The 16,418-nt window shown below is 53.3% G+C and carries 14 protein-coding genes; 8 read left to right on the top strand and 6 right to left on the bottom strand.

The annotated features are described in order from the left end of the window. The 3 genes from murB to BN6471_RS01405 are packed head-to-tail and all read right to left on the bottom strand — an operon-like array spanning position 1 to position 2,634. Positions 1 to 957, bottom strand: a complete 957-nt coding sequence (murB, locus tag BN6471_RS01415) for a UDP-N-acetylmuramate dehydrogenase (protein WP_082903258.1) — start codon at positions 955 to 957, stop codon at positions 1 to 3. Continuing rightward, the gene (gene hprK, locus BN6471_RS01410; RefSeq protein ID WP_066644777.1) at positions 915 to 1,835 is read right to left on the bottom strand and encodes an HPr(Ser) kinase/phosphatase; all 921 of its coding nucleotides are present in this window, start codon (positions 1,833 to 1,835) and stop codon (positions 915 to 917) included. Before hprK ends, murB begins: the two co-directional genes overlap by 43 nt. Before the next feature lie 4 nt (positions 1,836 to 1,839). Then, positions 1,840 to 2,634: a Cof-type HAD-IIB family hydrolase gene (locus BN6471_RS01405; RefSeq protein ID WP_147553960.1), complete on the bottom strand. Its 795-nt coding sequence runs from the start codon at positions 2,632 to 2,634 to the stop codon at positions 1,840 to 1,842. A gap of 197 nt (positions 2,635 to 2,831) precedes the next feature. On the opposite strand from BN6471_RS01405, the gene BN6471_RS01400 reads away from it, so the two are divergent. From BN6471_RS01400 to BN6471_RS01365, 8 genes are all read left to right on the top strand, one after another. Then, positions 2,832 to 6,281, top strand: coding sequence for a DNA polymerase III subunit alpha (locus BN6471_RS01400; protein ID WP_066644773.1), 3,450 nt, complete (start codon positions 2,832 to 2,834; stop codon positions 6,279 to 6,281). A 114-nt stretch (positions 6,282 to 6,395) separates the two neighbouring features. Next, positions 6,396 to 6,635: a trp RNA-binding attenuation protein MtrB gene (gene mtrB, locus BN6471_RS01395; RefSeq protein WP_066644771.1), complete on the top strand. Its 240-nt coding sequence runs from the start codon at positions 6,396 to 6,398 to the stop codon at positions 6,633 to 6,635. A 30-nt stretch (positions 6,636 to 6,665) separates the two neighbouring features. After that, positions 6,666 to 7,634 carry a 6-phosphofructokinase gene (pfkA, locus tag BN6471_RS01390; protein WP_066644766.1) on the top strand — a complete coding sequence of 323 codons (969 nt, stop codon included), beginning with the start codon at positions 6,666 to 6,668 and terminating at the stop codon, positions 7,632 to 7,634. A 95-nt stretch (positions 7,635 to 7,729) separates the two neighbouring features. Then, the gene (locus BN6471_RS01385; protein WP_082903257.1) at positions 7,730 to 8,773 is read left to right on the top strand and encodes an iron-containing alcohol dehydrogenase family protein; all 1,044 of its coding nucleotides are present in this window, start codon (positions 7,730 to 7,732) and stop codon (positions 8,771 to 8,773) included. A 4-nt stretch (positions 8,774 to 8,777) separates the two neighbouring features. Next, positions 8,778 to 9,614: an HAD-IIA family hydrolase gene (locus BN6471_RS01380; protein WP_162270160.1), complete on the top strand. Its 837-nt coding sequence runs from the start codon at positions 8,778 to 8,780 to the stop codon at positions 9,612 to 9,614. Next, complete coding sequence (locus BN6471_RS01375; protein WP_066644765.1) at positions 9,614 to 10,117, top strand: DNA-deoxyinosine glycosylase; 504 nt, start codon at positions 9,614 to 9,616, stop codon at positions 10,115 to 10,117. Before BN6471_RS01380 ends, BN6471_RS01375 begins: the two co-directional genes overlap by 1 nt. A 42-nt stretch (positions 10,118 to 10,159) precedes the next feature. Beyond that, positions 10,160 to 10,915 (top strand): cation:proton antiporter regulatory subunit, encoded by a 756-nt coding sequence (locus BN6471_RS01370; protein WP_242861819.1) that lies wholly within the window; start codon positions 10,160 to 10,162, stop codon positions 10,913 to 10,915. 32 nt (positions 10,916 to 10,947) lie between these two features. Then, entirely contained in the window at positions 10,948 to 11,640 is a 693-nt protein-coding gene (locus BN6471_RS01365; RefSeq protein WP_066644761.1) for a lysoplasmalogenase family protein, read from the top strand. On the opposite strand, the gene BN6471_RS01360 is transcribed toward BN6471_RS01365, so the two are convergent. The 3 genes from BN6471_RS01360 to BN6471_RS01345 form a co-directional block, all read right to left on the bottom strand. Then, positions 11,633 to 12,967 carry a hemolysin family protein gene (locus tag BN6471_RS01360; protein WP_066644759.1) on the bottom strand — a complete coding sequence of 445 codons (1,335 nt, stop codon included), beginning with the start codon at positions 12,965 to 12,967 and terminating at the stop codon, positions 11,633 to 11,635. The two genes, BN6471_RS01365 and BN6471_RS01360, sit on opposite strands and share 8 nt — an antisense overlap. 66 nt (positions 12,968 to 13,033) lie before the next feature. After that, positions 13,034 to 14,743, bottom strand: a complete 1,710-nt coding sequence (locus BN6471_RS01355) for an outer membrane protein assembly factor BamB family protein (protein ID WP_082903255.1) — start codon at positions 14,741 to 14,743, stop codon at positions 13,034 to 13,036. 450 nt (positions 14,744 to 15,193) lie between these two features. Then, a complete protein-coding gene (locus tag BN6471_RS01345; RefSeq protein WP_066644753.1) occupies positions 15,194 to 16,369 on the bottom strand; it encodes an iron-containing alcohol dehydrogenase in 1,176 nt (391 codons plus the stop codon). Positions 16,370 to 16,418 lie beyond the last annotated feature (49 nt).

Below are 16,418 nucleotides of genomic sequence, written 5' to 3'. Positions count from 1 at the left end.
TCAAAATTCACCCAGCAGCCTCACTTCAGGCTCCAGCAATATCCCGGTTTTTTTCATAACCTCCTGCCGCACATAACAAATCAGCTCATAGATATCGCGCGACGAAGCATTCCCTAAGTTTATAATAAACCCCGCGTGTTTTTCCGAAACCTGCGCCCCGCCGATGGTGAACCCTTTTAAATTACACTGGTCTATGAGCGCGCTTGCATAATTTCCCTGCGGGCGCTTGAACGTGCTGCCCGCGCTGGGGAAATTCAGCGGCTGTTTTTCTTTGCGCCGTGCGTTTAGGCAGTTGAATGTCTCCATGCTTTGATCTCGGTCGCCCGGCTGCAGGCGGAAAGCCGCGCCGAGGATCACGGAGCCGCTGCCCTGTACCGCGCTTTTGCGGTAAGAGAACCGCATCTGTTCATTCGTGAACGTCTGCACTTTGCGTGCGGGCGTCAGTATGCGTACATACTCCACAACATCTTTTAATTCGCCGCCGTAAGCGCCCGCATTCATGGCCACGCCGCCGCCGACACAGCCGGGGATGCCCCCTGCGAATTCGAGGCCGGAAAGCCCTGCATGGATGGCGCCCAAACACGCGGAGCGCAGCGTTGCGCCTGCCTGTGCATAGACGAGCCCGCCTTCCCTGACACAGACCTCGTCAAACCCGTCTGCGAGCTTTAAGACAACGCCCGGAAGGCCCTCATCCGAAACCAGCAGGTTGGAGCCGCGGCCGATGAGGGTATAAGGAAGCTGTTCCCGCCCCAATATTTCCAGGACGGCTTTCAGCTCTTCTTCGGCATGGAGGACAAGCAGCAGCTCGGCATTGCCGCCCGTCTTGAATGTCGTATGGTTTGACATGGGTTCTTCCGCAAGCACCCTGTCCGTATTCAGGATGGAAACAAATACGGAAACCAGTTCGTTTTGTGTCATGATTGCTGTACCACGTCCATAATATTCTGCGCCAGCCATTCGCCGCCGCCCTGCCCGATGCTTTTTAAACGGAAATTCATGGCTGCGACCTCCATGACGATAGCGAGGTTGCGGCCGGGACGCACGGGAAGCGTGATCTGCGGAACCTTGATCCCCAGCAGCGTGATGTGGTTGTCCGCCGTACCTAAACGGTCGATATCGCGTACATCGCCCGGCTCTAAGTGAATGGAAAGCGTGATCGATTTTTCGCGCACGACGCTGCCCATGCCGTAAAGGACGGAAACGTCGATGATCCCCAGTCCGCGGATCTCCATCATGTGGCGGATGATATCCGGCGACTGGCCGACGAGCGTATCGTCTGAAAGCTTGTGGATCTCTACGACGTCGTCCGCGACAAAACGGTGGCCGCGTTTCACAAGCTCAAGCGCAGTCTCGCTTTTGCCGACCCCGCTGTCGCCTGTGATATACATACCCACACCGTAAACGTCCATCAGTCCGCCGTGGCGGGAGATGACGGGGGCCAACAGCTCGTCAAGATAGATAGACGTTTTGTGGCTCAACTTTGTCGTGGTGAGGCCGGACATCAGCACCGGCACGTCATATTTGCGCGCGCATTCCAAAAATTCATCGGGGGGCGTCAAGTTACGCCCGATAAGCACGCAAGGGATCGGATGCGAAAAGAAACGGTCGAGGCGTACGAGGCGCGTCTGTGGGTCGAGCGTCTGCAGGTACGTCATTTCCACCATGCCAAAGAGCTGGATCCTGTTGACGGCAAAGTATTCAAAGAAGCCGCTCATCTGGAGGCCGGGGCGGTTCAGGTCGCTCGAATCGATTTCTGCGGTATCCCTCTTGCCGACGTAGATAATATTCAAATTGATGGCCTGTGCCAGATCAGCTATTTTGATGACACGTTTCATGACGCTATACCCCCAAAATGTATTTGTTGACCACTTCCGCAACGCCGCTCTGCTCACAGGAACCGCAAACAAAATTGGCGATATTCTTTAAATCATCCGTCGCGTTTTCCATGGCTACGCCAAGGCCCGCATATTCTACCATGCTTTCGTCGATGGTATTGTCGCCCATGGCGATGACCTGGCCCGGCTCGATGCCCAGTTTGGCGGCGATGAACGCAAGCGCATTTCCTTTTGTCGCCTCCGGGCTCAATACTTCAAGGAAGCCCTTCTGGGATTTGGGATAAGCGAATTCAGGGAAGGTGATGCGAAGCTCTTTTTCATATTCCTGTACCTTTTCCTCCTCGTCAACCATGATGATCTTGGAAGTTAAAACCGTTTCCATATCCATGATATCCGGGTTGGCAACACCGCCGTACGTACACAATTTACGGTACAGGTCGGCATACTTGTTTTCCTTGAGGTAATAGATGCCCTCATCCAGGTAGACCTGGAAGTGGATATCGCGCACCGCCGCCCAGCGCATCACCTGTTTCGCGCCGATGGGCGGAAGGTAAGTGGAATGGATCACATTCCCCCACGGGTCGATGACCTGTGCGCCGCCGCAGGCGATCGTATAGTCTGCGAGGCCGAGCTCCTTTTGCAAAGGGCTGATGCCGGGGAAAGCCCTGCCGGAAGCAAGCACGATATGTACGCCTTTTTCCTGTGCCGCCTTAAGCGCATTGCGGTTTTCGGGAGTTACCTCCTTCTTTGCGTTGAGCAGTGTGTTGTCAAGGTCGAGTGCAATCAGTTTGTAAGCCATAAAATCTTTCTGCCGTTCCTTTCCGGGATAAAAATTAGATACACCAACATTATACCGTATAAGGGATTTTTTTTCAAAATAAACTTCCCGGCACGCTACGATACGGAAGCGCCCGAAAGGGCTGGAAAAATTAACACAATTTTTGCACAATATGGGAAGCGCCCATGTTATACTGGATATAAGTAAGGAGAACGGTTATGGTTGATTTTACACATTTGCATGTTCATACGGAATACAGCCTACTGGACGGCGCCGGCCGCTTAGGCGACCTGGTCGCGCGCGCAAAGGAAATGAAGATGGACGCGCTCGCCATTACAGACCATGGCGTGATGTACGGCGTACTCGATTTTTATACGGCTGCGAAAAAAGCGGGCATCAAACCGATCATCGGCTGCGAGGTCTATGTCGCGCAGGGGAGCAGGTTTGAAAAGAATGCCGTTACCAAGGAATACGCGCACCTCGTTTTGCTGTGTAAGGATATGACGGGATATAAAAACCTGATGAAGCTCGTTTCGGCGGGTTCGCTGGAAGGATTTTACTATAAGCCCCGCATCGATTATGACCTGCTCGCAAAGCATACGGAGGGGCTCGTGTGCCTTGCAGCCTGCCTCGCGGGAGATGTGCAGCGCCTGCTCTCGCAAAACGACTACAAGGGCGCAAAAAAGATGGCGGAAACGCTGCGCGGGATGTTCGGCGAAGACTTTTACCTGGAAATACAGGATCACGGGATCGAGGCGCAGCGGCGTATCAACCCGATGATCTTAAAGCTGGCGGACGAAACGGGTATCAAGCTCGTAGCGACCAACGACGTGCATTATGTAGACAAAGAGGACGCGTATGCCCAGCAGGTGTTGATGTGCATCCAGACGGTCACGACGATAGACGCGCCCAGCAAGATGGCCTTTGAGGGGCAGGAATTCTATTTGAAGTCCCCCAAGGAGATGTTCCAACTGTTTTCCAACGTGCCGGATGCGATCATCAATACGCGTGAGGTCGCGGAAAAATGCAACCTGGAATTTGAATTCGGCAGCAACCACCTGCCGGAATTCAATGTGCCGGAGGGCTATACGAATTTTGAATACCTGAAGCATTTGGGCGAAGAGGGCCTTGAGAAGCATTATGCGCACATCACGCCCGAAATCAGGGAGCGGTTTGATTACGAGCTGAATACGATCCATGACATGGGGTTCACGGACTATTTTTTGATCGTATGGGACTTTGTGAATTTTGCCAAAACGAACGGCATCATGGTGGGCCCCGGACGCGGCAGTGCGGCGGGCAGCATCATCGCGTACACGCTGGGGATCACGAATATCGATCCCATCGAATACAACCTGCTGTTTGAGCGCTTTTTGAATCCGGAGCGTATCAGCATGCCGGATATCGATATCGACTTCTGTTATGAACGGCGGCAGGAAGTCATCGATTACGTTACGCAAAAATATGGACAGGACAGGGTCGCGCAGATCATCACTTTTGGCACGATGGGCGCGCGGCTGGTGATCCGCGATGTGGCGCGCGTGATGCGCATGAGCATTGCCGACGCGGACAAGATCGCGAAAATGGTTCCCTTTGAACTGAAAATGACCATCGATAAAGCGATGGAGCGCAATCCCAAGCTGCAGGCGGAATACCAAAACAACCCGGAGGCAAAGCAAGTCATCGACGTGGCGCGCAAGCTGGAGGGCATGCCGCGGCATGCATCCACACACGCGGCGGGCGTGGTGATCGCGGACGCGCCCATCACGGACTATGTCCCGCTGCAAAAGAACCCCAAGGACGAGAGCGTGATGACGCAGTACACGATGAAGAAGCTGGAAAGCCTCGGCCTGCTGAAGATGGACTTTTTAGGGCTTAGGACGCTGACGGTCATCCGTGACGCACTGGCCATGATCAAGAAAAACCACGGGGTCGATATTGACATCGACAATATCGACCTAAAGGATCAAAGGGTATACGAGCTGATTTCGGCAGGGGAAACGGACGGGATGTTCCAGCTTGAAAGCGGCGGCATGCGCCGGCTGATGCAGGACTTGAAACCATCCGACTTAAACGAGATCATGGTCGGGATATCGCTGTTCCGGCCGGGCCCGATGGAGAGCATCCCGGAATATATCCGCAGCAAGAACGACCACAAAAACGTGCATTACGCGCACCCCATGTTGGAGCCGATCCTAAGCGATACATACGGCTGTATGGTGTACCAGGAACAGATCATGCGCATCGTCCGCGACGTGGCGGGCTATTCCATGGCCAGGAGCGACCTTGTGCGCCGCGCCATGAGCAAGAAACAACAGGATGTGCTGGAAGAAGAGCGCAGGATCTTTATTTATGGGGAAGAAAAGGACGGGGAAGTGACCGTTGAAGGCGCGGTGCGCCGCGGCATGGACGAAAAAACGGCGACAGCGCTTTTCGACCAGATGATGGCGTTTGCCAACTATGCGTTCAACAAATCGCACGCGTGTGCGTATGCGGTGGTCGCCTACCAGACGGCATATTTGAAGTGTTATTACCCGGTCGAATTTATGACCGCGCTGCTCAACAGCTTTATCACGAGCAAGCAAAAGCTTGCGGAATATATTCAGTCCTTAAAGCATGCGGGCATCGCGATCCTGCCGCCGGACATCAACCGTTCGGATATGCGTTTTACGACGGAAGAAGGCGGCGTGCGCTTTGGTCTTTCAGCCATCACCTATGTGGGCGAGGCGATCGAAGAAGTGATCACGCGGCGCGGCGTCGGATATAAAAGCTTTGAGGACTTTGTCGATAAAAATGCGGACGTACTCAACAAAAAGAGGCTGGAAAGCCTGATCCTCTCGGGCTGCTTCGACTGCTTTGGCGATAAGCGTTCGCAGCTTGCGGCGGTATATGAGCAGGTGCTCGCGGACGCGGTACAGCTAAAGAAGAGGCAGGCCAGCGGGCAGATGTCGCTTTTTGACAGTGCACAGGGCGAATTTGAGGCGCTCGGTATCGCGCTGCCGGACATCCCGGAGTTTGATGAAACGCAAAAGCTTTCGTATGAAAAGGAAATGACGGGCCTTTATATCAGCGGGCATCCGTTGGATGAGGTAGCGGGGGCGCTGGAAGCACGGCCGGTCAATATCGGCGACATCATGCAGACGGAAAGCGACGAGATGACCATGTATGAATACGACGGGAAGCAGGTGGAGCTTCTGGGCATCATTACCTCTGCGCGTATCCGTCCTACCAAGCAGAAAAAGATGATGGCGAATTTTGTGCTGGAAGATTTGTACGCGCAGATCAATGTGATTGCTTTCCCGAATGTGTTTTCAGAAGCGGAGGCGCTGATCCACAACGACAGTATCGTGGTGGTCGGCGGGAAGATCACAGTGACGGCGCAGAGCGGGATCGAGCTGCTGGCGGAAAAAGTGGGCGTGTTCGTACCGGACGATGCGTTTTTTGCAGGGAAACAGATGTATGTGAAAATCGCGCAGGATATGCCGTGCGATGTGGATGGGCTGATACGCATCACATCGCGTTATCCCGGCGGCAGCAGTGTCGTCGTATATGTGGAAAAGACAGGGCAGAAATACAAGCTGACAGGGGGGCGCAGTGTCGCTTACCGTGCGGAACTGTTAAGCGAGCTGGTAGAATACCTCGGAAAAGAGAACGTCGTGGTAAAATAGCGGCGGGGGAAATTAGGCAATTTCACAAATGTTATTGTATTTTAAGACGGCTTTTGATAGAATATTAGCTGTATTGTGGTTTGGTAACGTGAATGCTGAAGGAGAAGACAGGGCGTGGAATCAAACGATAAAAACACAGAAGAATATGTGGTCATAAAGGCGCTTGAAAATGGCGTCAACGTGATCGGTATGACGCGCGGCAAAGATACAAGGCTGCAGCATACGGAAAAGCTCACTTCGGGCGATGTGCTTCTCGCCCAGTTTACTGACAATATCTCTGCGATCAAGATTTCCGGCCGTGCACAAATCCTAACCAAACACGGCGAGGTTTTTTCAGGCGACGAAGAAGTTTAAAGATAATTTTTTATATATGGTGGTAGTGTGATGAAAAAGAGAATTGGTATTTTGACAAGCGGGGGAGATACGCCGGGCATGAACGCTGGGATCCGCAGCGTGGTCATGGCGGCGGATGCTGCGGGATTCTCGGTCATGGGCATCAAAAAAGGATATGCCGGTATGATCGAGGGACGCGTTGAGCGTATCAAGACGGAAGATGTGGACGGCATCGTCGAAGAAGGCGGCACGATCTTAAAGACGGCGCGCTGCGAAGAGTTCAAAACGCCGGAGGGCCAGCAAAAGGCCCTGAAGGTCATCAAGGCATTCGATATCTCGGGCGTGGTCGTGATCGGCGGCGACGGTTCGTTCCAGGGAGCAAAGGTGCTTTCGCACCTGGGTGTGCCGACGATCGGTATCCCGGGGACGATCGACAACGACCTTGCGTATACGGACTTCACGATCGGGTTCGATACGGCGGTCAACGGCGTAACGAGCGAGATGTCCAAGATCCGCGACACGATGAATTCCCACGAACGCGTGGGCGTGATCGAGGTCATGGGCAACAAATGCGGCGATATCGCGCTTTACGCGGGCATTGCGGGCGGCGCGGAGCATATCATCATTCCGGAAGTGGAATTTGATATCGACCATATCTGCGAGAAGATCATGAGCGACCGTATCAAAGGCAAGATGACGAGCATCGTGCTGATTGCGGAAGGCGCGGGCAAGGGCGAGGCGGTTGCAAACTATATGCGTGCAAAAGCGAACCTCGACGCCAAGGCGATCGTACTCGGATATACGCAGCGCGGCGGCACGCCGAGTGCGGCGGACCGTATCCGTGCGACGCAAATGGGCGTGCGCGCAGTCCAGCTCCTTTCCAAGGGGATCGGCAACCGGGTGGTGGGTATCCACGACAACAAGACGATCGACGAGGATATCGACGAGGCACTGGCAAAAGAGCTGGTGTTTAAAAAAGACATGTACGAAGAATTTTTGATCATGTCGGAAAACCTGTAGGCGGTTTTGAAATTTTGCTATAAATAAGGTATACTGGAAAAGGTCTTGCTGGTAAGGCCTTTTCGTTGTATTTACACAATCATGATTAGAGGGGCGTGAGGGATATCAATACTTTTGCGGTGCCGGAAGGCGTAAAGATAGGGAGCGGGATCCTGTATCCGAAGCTCAAGGAATTTTTAAAACCGACAGACAGGGTGATGCTCATTGTCGATAAGACAGTGGACGAGTTATACGGAAACGAGGTATATGAAAACCTGTCCTCCTATTTAAAGGACATCAAACGGGAATTTGTCCATGCAGGCAGCCTGCGCGAAGCGCTGCTGATGGCATATTATATCGTAAACCGCGATTTTGACGCGGTCATCGCGATGGGCGGCGGCAAGGTGCTGGACGTAGGCAAGTATGCGTCCACCATGTCAAAGCGGCCGTTTATCAGTATTCCGACATCCATGTCGCACGACGGCGTGGCTTCCCCGATGGCGGTATTGAAATGCGACCACGGCGAAGTACGGACGCTGATGGCGGAAATCCCTGCGTATATCATCATGGATATGGATATCATCCGCAATGCGCCGCGCCAGATGGTCGTTGCGGGCCTTGGCGACCTGATCTCCAATATCACGGCGCTGAAAGACTGGGAGCTGGCGGTACGCGCCGGAAAAGCGAAAATGGATGACTTTGCTTACATCATTTCGGGTACGGCAGTACGTGCGATCTTGCAGTATACGCAGCCGAGCCTAGAGGACACCGCGTTTTTGACGCAGCTAGCGGAATCCATCGTATTGTCGGGCCTCGCCATGAACATCACGGGCGATACGCGCCCCTCGAGCGGGGCGGAGCACCTGATCAGCCACGGGATAGACGCGCTCGGGAAAGGTACTTTCCACGGGCTGCAGGCGGCAATGGCCAGCGTATTGGTGGAATATTTGCACGGCGGCGACTACGAATTGATCCGCAGCTTTTTGAAGCGGTTCGGGATTCCGGCAAGCTTTGAAGACCTGGGGCTTACTTATGAGGATTATGTAGAAGTGATGCGGCTCGCGCCTACGACAAGGAAGAACCGTTACACGATCCTGGACGAGATTTCTTTGGACGATGGCCATTTGAAACAGATTTATGATGCAGTTTATGGGGGCTGATGCGGTGGGAGCAGAAAAAAGGGGAAAAGTGAACGCGGGAGCGGTTGACCTGCAGGAGATCGAATGTTTTGTGCTGGATATGGACGGGACGATCAATTTGGGCGACCGGCTGATCGATGGTGCAAAGGAATATATCGAATGTATGCAGCAAAAAGGCACGCAGTTTTATTTCTTTACCAATAATTCTTCCAAGGCGCCGCTTGATTACGTCAAAAAGCTGGAGCGGCTGGGGTTTACGGGAATGACGCGCAAGCATATCATGACGTCCGGGGACGTGATGATCCATTACCTGAAAACACACGGAAGCGACCCCAAGGTGTACCTTGCGGGGACGCCCGAGCTGGAGGTGCAGTTCCGCGAGGCAGGCATCACACTTTTAGGTGAAGATACGCAAACGGCAGATTTTGCGGTTTTGGGCTTTGATACGACGTTTCACTTTAAAAAAGCGGACACCCTGTGCCGGTTGGTTTCCGGCGGCGTTCCCTTTGTGGCAACGAATATTGACCGGGTCTGCCCCCTGGATGGGGGACGGTTCTGGCCGGATTGCGCATCCATGGCAAGCATGATCACGTATGCCACGGGCGTAGAACCTAAATTTGTAGGGAAACCGTTTAAGGAAACGGTGGATTATATTTTGAGTAAAACAGGGATGGAAGCCCAAAAGACCGCTATGGTGGGCGACCGTCTGTACACAGACATTAAAACGGCGAAAAACGGAGGTATTGTCGGGATCGCCGTGCTTTCCGGGGAGATCAGCTATGGGGATATCGTGGAAGGCGATGTGGAACCGGATTATATTTTGGACAGCGTGTACGATATCTACCGCGCGATCTGCGGCTGATGATGCAGGCGGGACGCGTTACACATTCGTTTGGGCCGGTTTTTGACGACCAATCCAGGATCTTGATACTGGGAAGCATCCCCTCTGTCAAATCGCGCCGGGAAGGCTTTTATTATGCCAATCCGCGTAACCGTTTCTGGGAGGTGCTAAGCACGCTGCTGGCGTGTCCGCTGCCTGCGACGGTTCCGCAAAAAGAAGAAATGTTAAAAGGCGCGGGCATCGCGCTTTTCGATGTACTCGCTGCGTGCGATATCGAGGGGAGCTCGGATGCATCCATTAAAAATGCTGTACCCAACGATTTTTCAGAGATTTTTTCCGCCGCAGATATACGCATGGTATTTGCGAACGGGAAGAAGGCGTATAGGCTTTATCAAACTTTGTGTTTCCCGGCGACGGGCAGGGAATGTATCGCGCTTCCCTCCACCAGTCCGGCAAACGCGGCGGCAGGGCTTCCGTTCCTTTTGGCGGAATGGTCGCATATTTTGGATTATCTGGATCACTAAGAGGGTATGTTATAAAAAGCAAGGGGGAATCTAACGTTGAATATGTCGGTGGCTCTGGCCTTGTTTTTTGCAGTGACAGTCGCATATATCCTGATTATCGATATCTTCACCATCCTGTTCCGCATGACGGGGATGACGGAGGAAAAGGCAAAATTCCAGGTCATATCCCTGCTTACCAACAGCGGGTATACGACAAAAGAAAGCGAACTGGTGGTGGGCAAGCTGCTGCGCCGTAAGCTGGCGCGCACGGTCATGCTGTTTGGGTATGTCTTTTCCGTGACTATCATCACGGTGTTCGTAAACGTCGTACTCGCGCTTCCCAAAGCGATCCAGGAAGACCTGTGGACGCTTGTCATCATCTTAGCCATTATCTTTATCGTCTTTATGTTGGTGAAAAAAGTCACCCATATGAAGGTGCGTTTCAATGCATTTATCGAAAAATTGGGCCAGAAATGGATGTTTCAGGGGAAGGGTAATATCATCAGCGTGATGGACGAGTACGCGCGCGGCGTCGTTGCCGGGGTGGACATCCGGGAACTTCCACGCGAGCTTGATGGGAAGACGCTGGCCGAAGCCGACCTGACTACAAAGTATGGACTGCACATCGTCATGGTCAAGAGGAACGACGAGATGCTCGAATATATCACCAAGGATACGGTGCTTTTGACGGGCGACCAGCTTTTGCTGTTTGGACGGCTGCAGGATATTTTCACATTATTCACCCCGGAGGACGACCTGGGACGCCTGCGTGAAGAAAAGCACATGGCAAGGCTGGAAGGAAAAAATAATAAGAAGTAAAAGGTAGTCTTAGCGAAAGGCGGTATGGGGATATGGCTGTATTATCGGTTGTCCTGCCGGTGGTGATCGCTGTTTGTTATGTGATACTGCTGTGGCAGTATATCCGTATGGAAGCACGGCATAATTTTGTCCGGGCGACGACGCTGAAGCTTACGCTGGGCGCGCTTTTTTGCATCACAGGCATTGCGGGACTGTTGCTCTTAACGCTGGATGGAAGCGTGGAAATCCCGGATATCCTTGTTTTCTGCGGGCTTTTGTGCGCGGTCGGCGGGGATTATTTTTTGCAGTTTATCCGGCTGGACGCCAAAAAGTTCAACGCCGGGATTTTCTTTTTTGCGCTGACCCAGTGCTTTTTACTCATTTCCATGTTCATGCGCTTTGGGATCGGCTGGCAGGAGTTCGTGGTCACAGCAGCCGTTTTGCTGTTGGTGCTGCTCCTGATGAAAAAACAGGACTGGCAGCTGGGAAAAGCGCAGGTGCCGCTGACTGTTTATACGGTGCTGCTCGTATTGATGGCCGCCAAGGCCGCGGTAAGCGTATTTTCGCCGCAGGCGATTGCCGGGCGCACGCTGGTGATGGCCGCAGGCGCGGTACTGTTCCTCGTTTCGGACCTGTTTTTGGGCATATGGAATTACCACACGGACAAGCGGATCCACGCGAACCTCAACTGGATCACGTATTTTTCCGGCATGTTTTTGCTGGCGCTAAGCCTGCATCCTATGTAACTGATTCCCCGGCAGTTATTTTCGATACGAGCGCCCATTCCACACGGCGCTCTACGATCTCTTCCACGTGGATATGCAGCCCGTAGGCGTCGACGTCCGGATGGCTGCCGTCCTGCGGGATGCTTTCAAGCTTGCTGAATACCAGCCCGCCAAGCGTATCAAAATCCGCTTCTTCGGGAATTTCAAGTGAAAGCGCTTCGTTCAACGCGTCGATGCTGGTGCCGCCCGCGATGCGCCACAGATTATCTTTAAGCTGCATGATCTCCTGCTCGTCCTGCGGATCGTATTCGTCGTAAATATTTCCCACAATCTCTTCCAGGAGGTCTTCCATCGTCACGATACCGCTCGTGCCGCCATATTCGTCCACGACCACGGCAATGTGGTCTTTAGATTTTTGCATGGAGCGGAAGAGCACGTCCGTATGCACGGATTCGGGGACGCAATGGGCAGGCCGGAGCAGCCGTTCGAGGGATTTGGGTGCGTCGGAGCGCAGGTTGAGCAGGTAAGCGCGCGTATTCAAAATACCTATAATATCATCGATGTCCTCGTCATACACGGGGAAGCGCGAAAGCCCGCTTTCCTGGATTAGCTGCAGGATATCCTCCTCTGTTTCGTCCCTTTGGATGGCGATCACATCTGTGCGGTGCGTCATCACATCGCGCGCCGTCGTATTGTTGAACTCGAAAATATTTTCGATCATTTCTTTTTCCGTCGGTTCGATCGCGCCTTTTTCTTCGCCGATATCCACCATCAAGCGGATCTCTTCTTCGGTCACTTCGTCTTCCTTTTGGTTGGGATTCATGCGCAGCAGGCGCAAAATGCCGTTGGTTGAAACGCTTAAAAGCCAGATAATGGGTTTCATCACAACAGAGAGCACGGTGATCACGCTGGCCGACGCCCGCGCGACCTTTTCGGGACGCTGCATGGCAATCCGTTTGGGTACGAGCTCGCCGAATACGAGCGTGAAGTAGGAAAGGATGAGCGTGATGATGATAACGGCAATGGTATTGAGCGTATCGGGCGAGACCGCGGTGAAGCCCTGTACGCTCACCATCCAGTCCGTCAGTTTGCTGGCAAAATTATCGGCGGCAAACGCGCTTCCCAGAAAACCGGCAAGCGTGATCCCGATTTGTATCGTGGACAAGAACCCGGCGGGTGTTTCCACCATTTTGAGCATCTGTTTTGCTTTCTTATCTCCCTCTTCCGCCAGGCGTCGGATCTTGTTTGCGTTGAGGGAAATCACGGCGATTTCCGTAGAAGCAAAAAAAGCGTTCAAAGCAATGAGCACTACCTGCAGCAAAAGCTGCCACCATATCGGATCGTTCAAGAAAAATTCCCCCTGTTTTTAATATATGTATTGATACCACAAAAGGTCAGGACTTATGCAATCTTTTCAGGAAAGCAATATGCCGAAAAGTTTTTCCCCGCTTTGCAGGACGGCAGTGTTGCCGAATACGGCAGGAGAACCCTGCGTATCGCCGTTTAAAGCGAGCGATGCCTTTGCTTCCCCGGTTTTCCCGTCGACCAGGAAAAGCTGGCCGCCGCCGTCGCATTGCAGGATAGACCCGCTGCCGTCCGCAGCATATACCGCAGCGGGCGAGGACGCCCCCGGCCGCGGCAGGGTATGCTGCCAGAGGATGTCGCCCGTGGCGCTGTCATATGCTGCAAGCTCACCGCTTTCCGTCCCGGCTACATTGAAAAACACCATACCTTCCAGGCTGCCGGAGCCAAGGGCGGGGGAGGACTGTATGCTTCCCGTGCTGTCCTTCTGCCATACGGTCTCACCGGAAAGGGCGTTCAGCTTGCGGATGTGCGACATGCCCGACGCATCGTAGGAAGCCGTATACAAAGAGGCGCTGTCGCCTGCCTGCTCAAAGAGCGGGGAAGCGTCCGGGATGCCGCCGGTATCCTGGACATAAACGGGAGACATGGTATTGAGGTCCAGGCATTGCAGGAGGCCGCCGTTGTCCGTAAGGAAAAGATAGTTCTTCCAGGCGGCGGGCGAGCTCTTGAAGCCATAAATGCGGGACGCTTGCCCGTTTGCCTGCGCGTCGTCCGCATATTGGTCGGAGGTATAGCGGTATTTTACAGGCTCGTCGGGAGAAACGGAAACCGTTCCCGCCGCCCGGTCAAAATCCGTGTTCAGGCGTATCGTGTAGACAATACCGTTTTCGCCCGGCCATATGAGCGTATCCGCCTCCGCTGCGACGAGCGGGGAAGCGCCGAAACGCTGGTATGTGCTGCGGTAGGCAAAAGCATCCTTTTGTTCCGCGCCGCAGCGGTATAAAAGCTGGCCGTCGATCAGGCTGTAGACGTTCATATAACAGGCGCCTGTACCGTCGCCGCCGGCCCCCACATACAAGAGGGGATAACCGCGCGGGTCAAGGGCAGGCGTGCCCCCGGCCGTAAAACCAAGCTCCAGCGGGTCTCGCGTATTCTGGCCGTCCGACAAGTCAAGGAAATATAGCTTGCCGTCCGCGCCGGGCACGATGACCTCGGTCAAGTCCTCTTTCGATTTTTTATTGTCGTATAAATTCATTACCTGCCGCATATCCGCGTCCCAGCGGATCATGAGCGGCTGTATTTCCGGCGAGGCAAGCCCGATATCGACAGACCAGAGCTCGTCCAGCTTTGTCGGAGCATTTTCCATCCCGCCAAACTGGGCGGCGTCACGATAGTTATTGCCGCGGAAAGCGGATACGCCGCTAAGCGGGGTATAGGCGCTTCCGGCAGGGAAAGAAATTGGATAAGCACGGTTGAACCCCGTAAGGGTCTCCCCGTTTTGCTGGATTTCCGTTTGCAGCCCAAAAGCAGCGGGCTGTGTCGCGTCAACCGCCGCTACCGCAAGATCCCCTGCGGAAGAAGAAGGCTGGGCGGAGGGCAGGACAACGGAAACACGGTCTGGAGCCGCCGCGCCGAATATACCGGATTTGGCCAGGAACATGATCCCCAAAACGATGCCCACTACGATAGCGGCAAAAATCAGGATCAGGATAACCAACCGCCCAATACGCAAACGCCCGCGCCGCCTGCGGTAGCCGCGTGGACGTGGCCGGTTTACAGAGGTGGGCCTGCGATAGGGCCTGTTATATTGACGTTGCATAGAAAGACTCCTTCAATTCAATATCGTTCATCTTACGTTTCATTATACAACAGGAAAGCAATATTTTACAGTGCTTCCGCAAGATTGGCGAAAGTGCGGGAAAACGCTAAAAATGTATAAAATAAAGCGCTGTATGCATAATGGGTACGGGAGGAAAAAAGCAACGGGGCAGGAGGGGGCAAAGAGGAGTTATCCTCAAAGCGAAAAGCGCGTAACAAAGCAAAAAATCAAAGTTATCCACCAATGGATGTGGATAACTTTACATCACAAAAAAGGCTTTATAATGCGGTTTGTAAAAACCGGGGAAAGGAAAGTTAGCCGAAGTTATCCACAATCGCGGAAAATGCGTGGTTGCGCAGAAAAACAGATCAAACGGCTAAAATAGGCAGGAAAGGAAAGCGTGCATATTTAAGCAGGAACAAGCGTTTTTTATGCATAAAAATGTATAGGTCAGAAGGCCACCTTTTTTCCATAATATGCACATTCCAAAATCCGTTCCAGATCATCGGCGCTGGTTTCACGCGGGTTGGACAGCGTACATGGGTCGAGGAAAGCGTTCTCGGCGATCTCACGCTTGTACATATTGTATTTGAACTCGTTGACGCCCGCTTCCTCAAAACTAATGGGCAGGCGCAGGTTGTGGGTAAGCGTTGCAATGGTCTGGAGCAGGGAATTGAGTAACAGCTTGTCGCGGTCGCCCTCAAAACCGATGCGCTTTGCAATGCGCGCATAACGGCGCAGGGCAGTATGGTCGCGGCGGTTGTAATCTATGACATACGGAAGAAGGATGGAGTTGCACAATCCGTGCGGAACCCCGAAAAGCGCTCCCGCTTTATGGGCGATGGAATGGTTGATGCCGAGCTGTGCATTGGTGAAAGCCATACCGGCAAGGCAGGAAGCGACATGGATCTCGTCTTTTGCTTCCATGTCCCCATAATAAGAATCCTCAAGATAGCCGATGATGATGGCAATAGAATGGATGGACAGGGGACGCGTAAAGCTGGAACGGTTTTTTGCCACGTAAGCTTCGATACCGTGCGTCAAGGCGTCCATACCCGTATAGGCAACGAGCTTGGGCGGCATGGTCGCCGTGATCTGGCTGTCGAGGATCGCCACATCCGGTGTGATCGCAAAATCGGCGATCGGGTATTTGGTCTTGCTTTGATGGTCTGTGATCACGGCAAAAGAGGTTACCTCGCTGCCTGTACCGCTGGTGGAAGGGATCGCCACCAAGATCGCTTTTTCCCGCAGCGGAGGAAGCTCATGGGCTTTCACGATCTGTTCAAAAGTGAGCTGGGGATGTTCATAGAAGATCCACATTGCCTTGGCCGCATCGATCACACTCCCGCCGCCGATGGCAAAGATGATATCAGACCGGGCTTCTGAAAGCTGCGCCGCACCTTTCATGACTGTTTCCACCGAGGGCTCCGCTTCTACGTCAAAGAAACAGCGGATATCCTCCATATGGCAGTCGTTTAAGATATCGGCCAGTTTTTCCACTATACCGAGCTGTTCCATGATGCGGTCGGCTACTACAAAAGCACGCTTATACCCCTTGAGATTTCGTATTTCATCCATGGAACCGTGTCCGAAGAATACGTCCCTTGGAACTGTAAATCTTGCCATGCCAGGCCTCTTTCCATAAAAAATGTTGATTGTACATATGTTTTAACGT

Origin of the sequence: Christensenella timonensis (genome assembly GCF_900087015.1) — a bacterium.
Classification (GTDB): Bacteria; Bacillota; Clostridia; order Christensenellales; family Christensenellaceae; genus Christensenella; species Christensenella timonensis.
Note: the sequence above shows the minus strand (reverse complement) of the source record. Positions and strands in the feature narration are given on the sequence as shown.

Excerpts from the sequence above, each read along its gene's own strand:
- BN6471_RS01405 (WP_147553960.1), bottom strand. The coding sequence starts at position 2,634 with ATGGCTTACAAACTGATTGCACTCGACCTTGACAACACACTGCTCAAC.
- BN6471_RS01355 (WP_082903255.1), bottom strand. The coding sequence starts at position 14,743 with ATGCAACGTCAATATAACAGGCCCTATCGCAGGCCCACCTCTGTAAAC.
- murB (WP_082903258.1), bottom strand. The coding sequence starts at position 957 with ATGGCTGGCGCAGAATATTATGGACGTGGTACAGCAATCATGACACAA.
- BN6471_RS01345 (WP_066644753.1), bottom strand. The coding sequence starts at position 16,369 with ATGGCAAGATTTACAGTTCCAAGGGACGTATTCTTCGGACACGGTTCC.
- BN6471_RS01370 (WP_242861819.1), top strand. The coding sequence starts at position 10,160 with ATGTCGGTGGCTCTGGCCTTGTTTTTTGCAGTGACAGTCGCATATATC.
- pfkA (WP_066644766.1), top strand. The coding sequence starts at position 6,666 with ATGAAAAAGAGAATTGGTATTTTGACAAGCGGGGGAGATACGCCGGGC.
- BN6471_RS01400 (WP_066644773.1), top strand. The coding sequence starts at position 2,832 with ATGGTTGATTTTACACATTTGCATGTTCATACGGAATACAGCCTACTG.
- BN6471_RS01365 (WP_066644761.1), top strand. The coding sequence starts at position 10,948 with ATGGCTGTATTATCGGTTGTCCTGCCGGTGGTGATCGCTGTTTGTTAT.
- BN6471_RS01375 (WP_066644765.1), top strand. The coding sequence starts at position 9,614 with ATGATGCAGGCGGGACGCGTTACACATTCGTTTGGGCCGGTTTTTGAC.
- hprK (WP_066644777.1), bottom strand. The coding sequence starts at position 1,835 with ATGAAACGTGTCATCAAAATAGCTGATCTGGCACAGGCCATCAATTTG.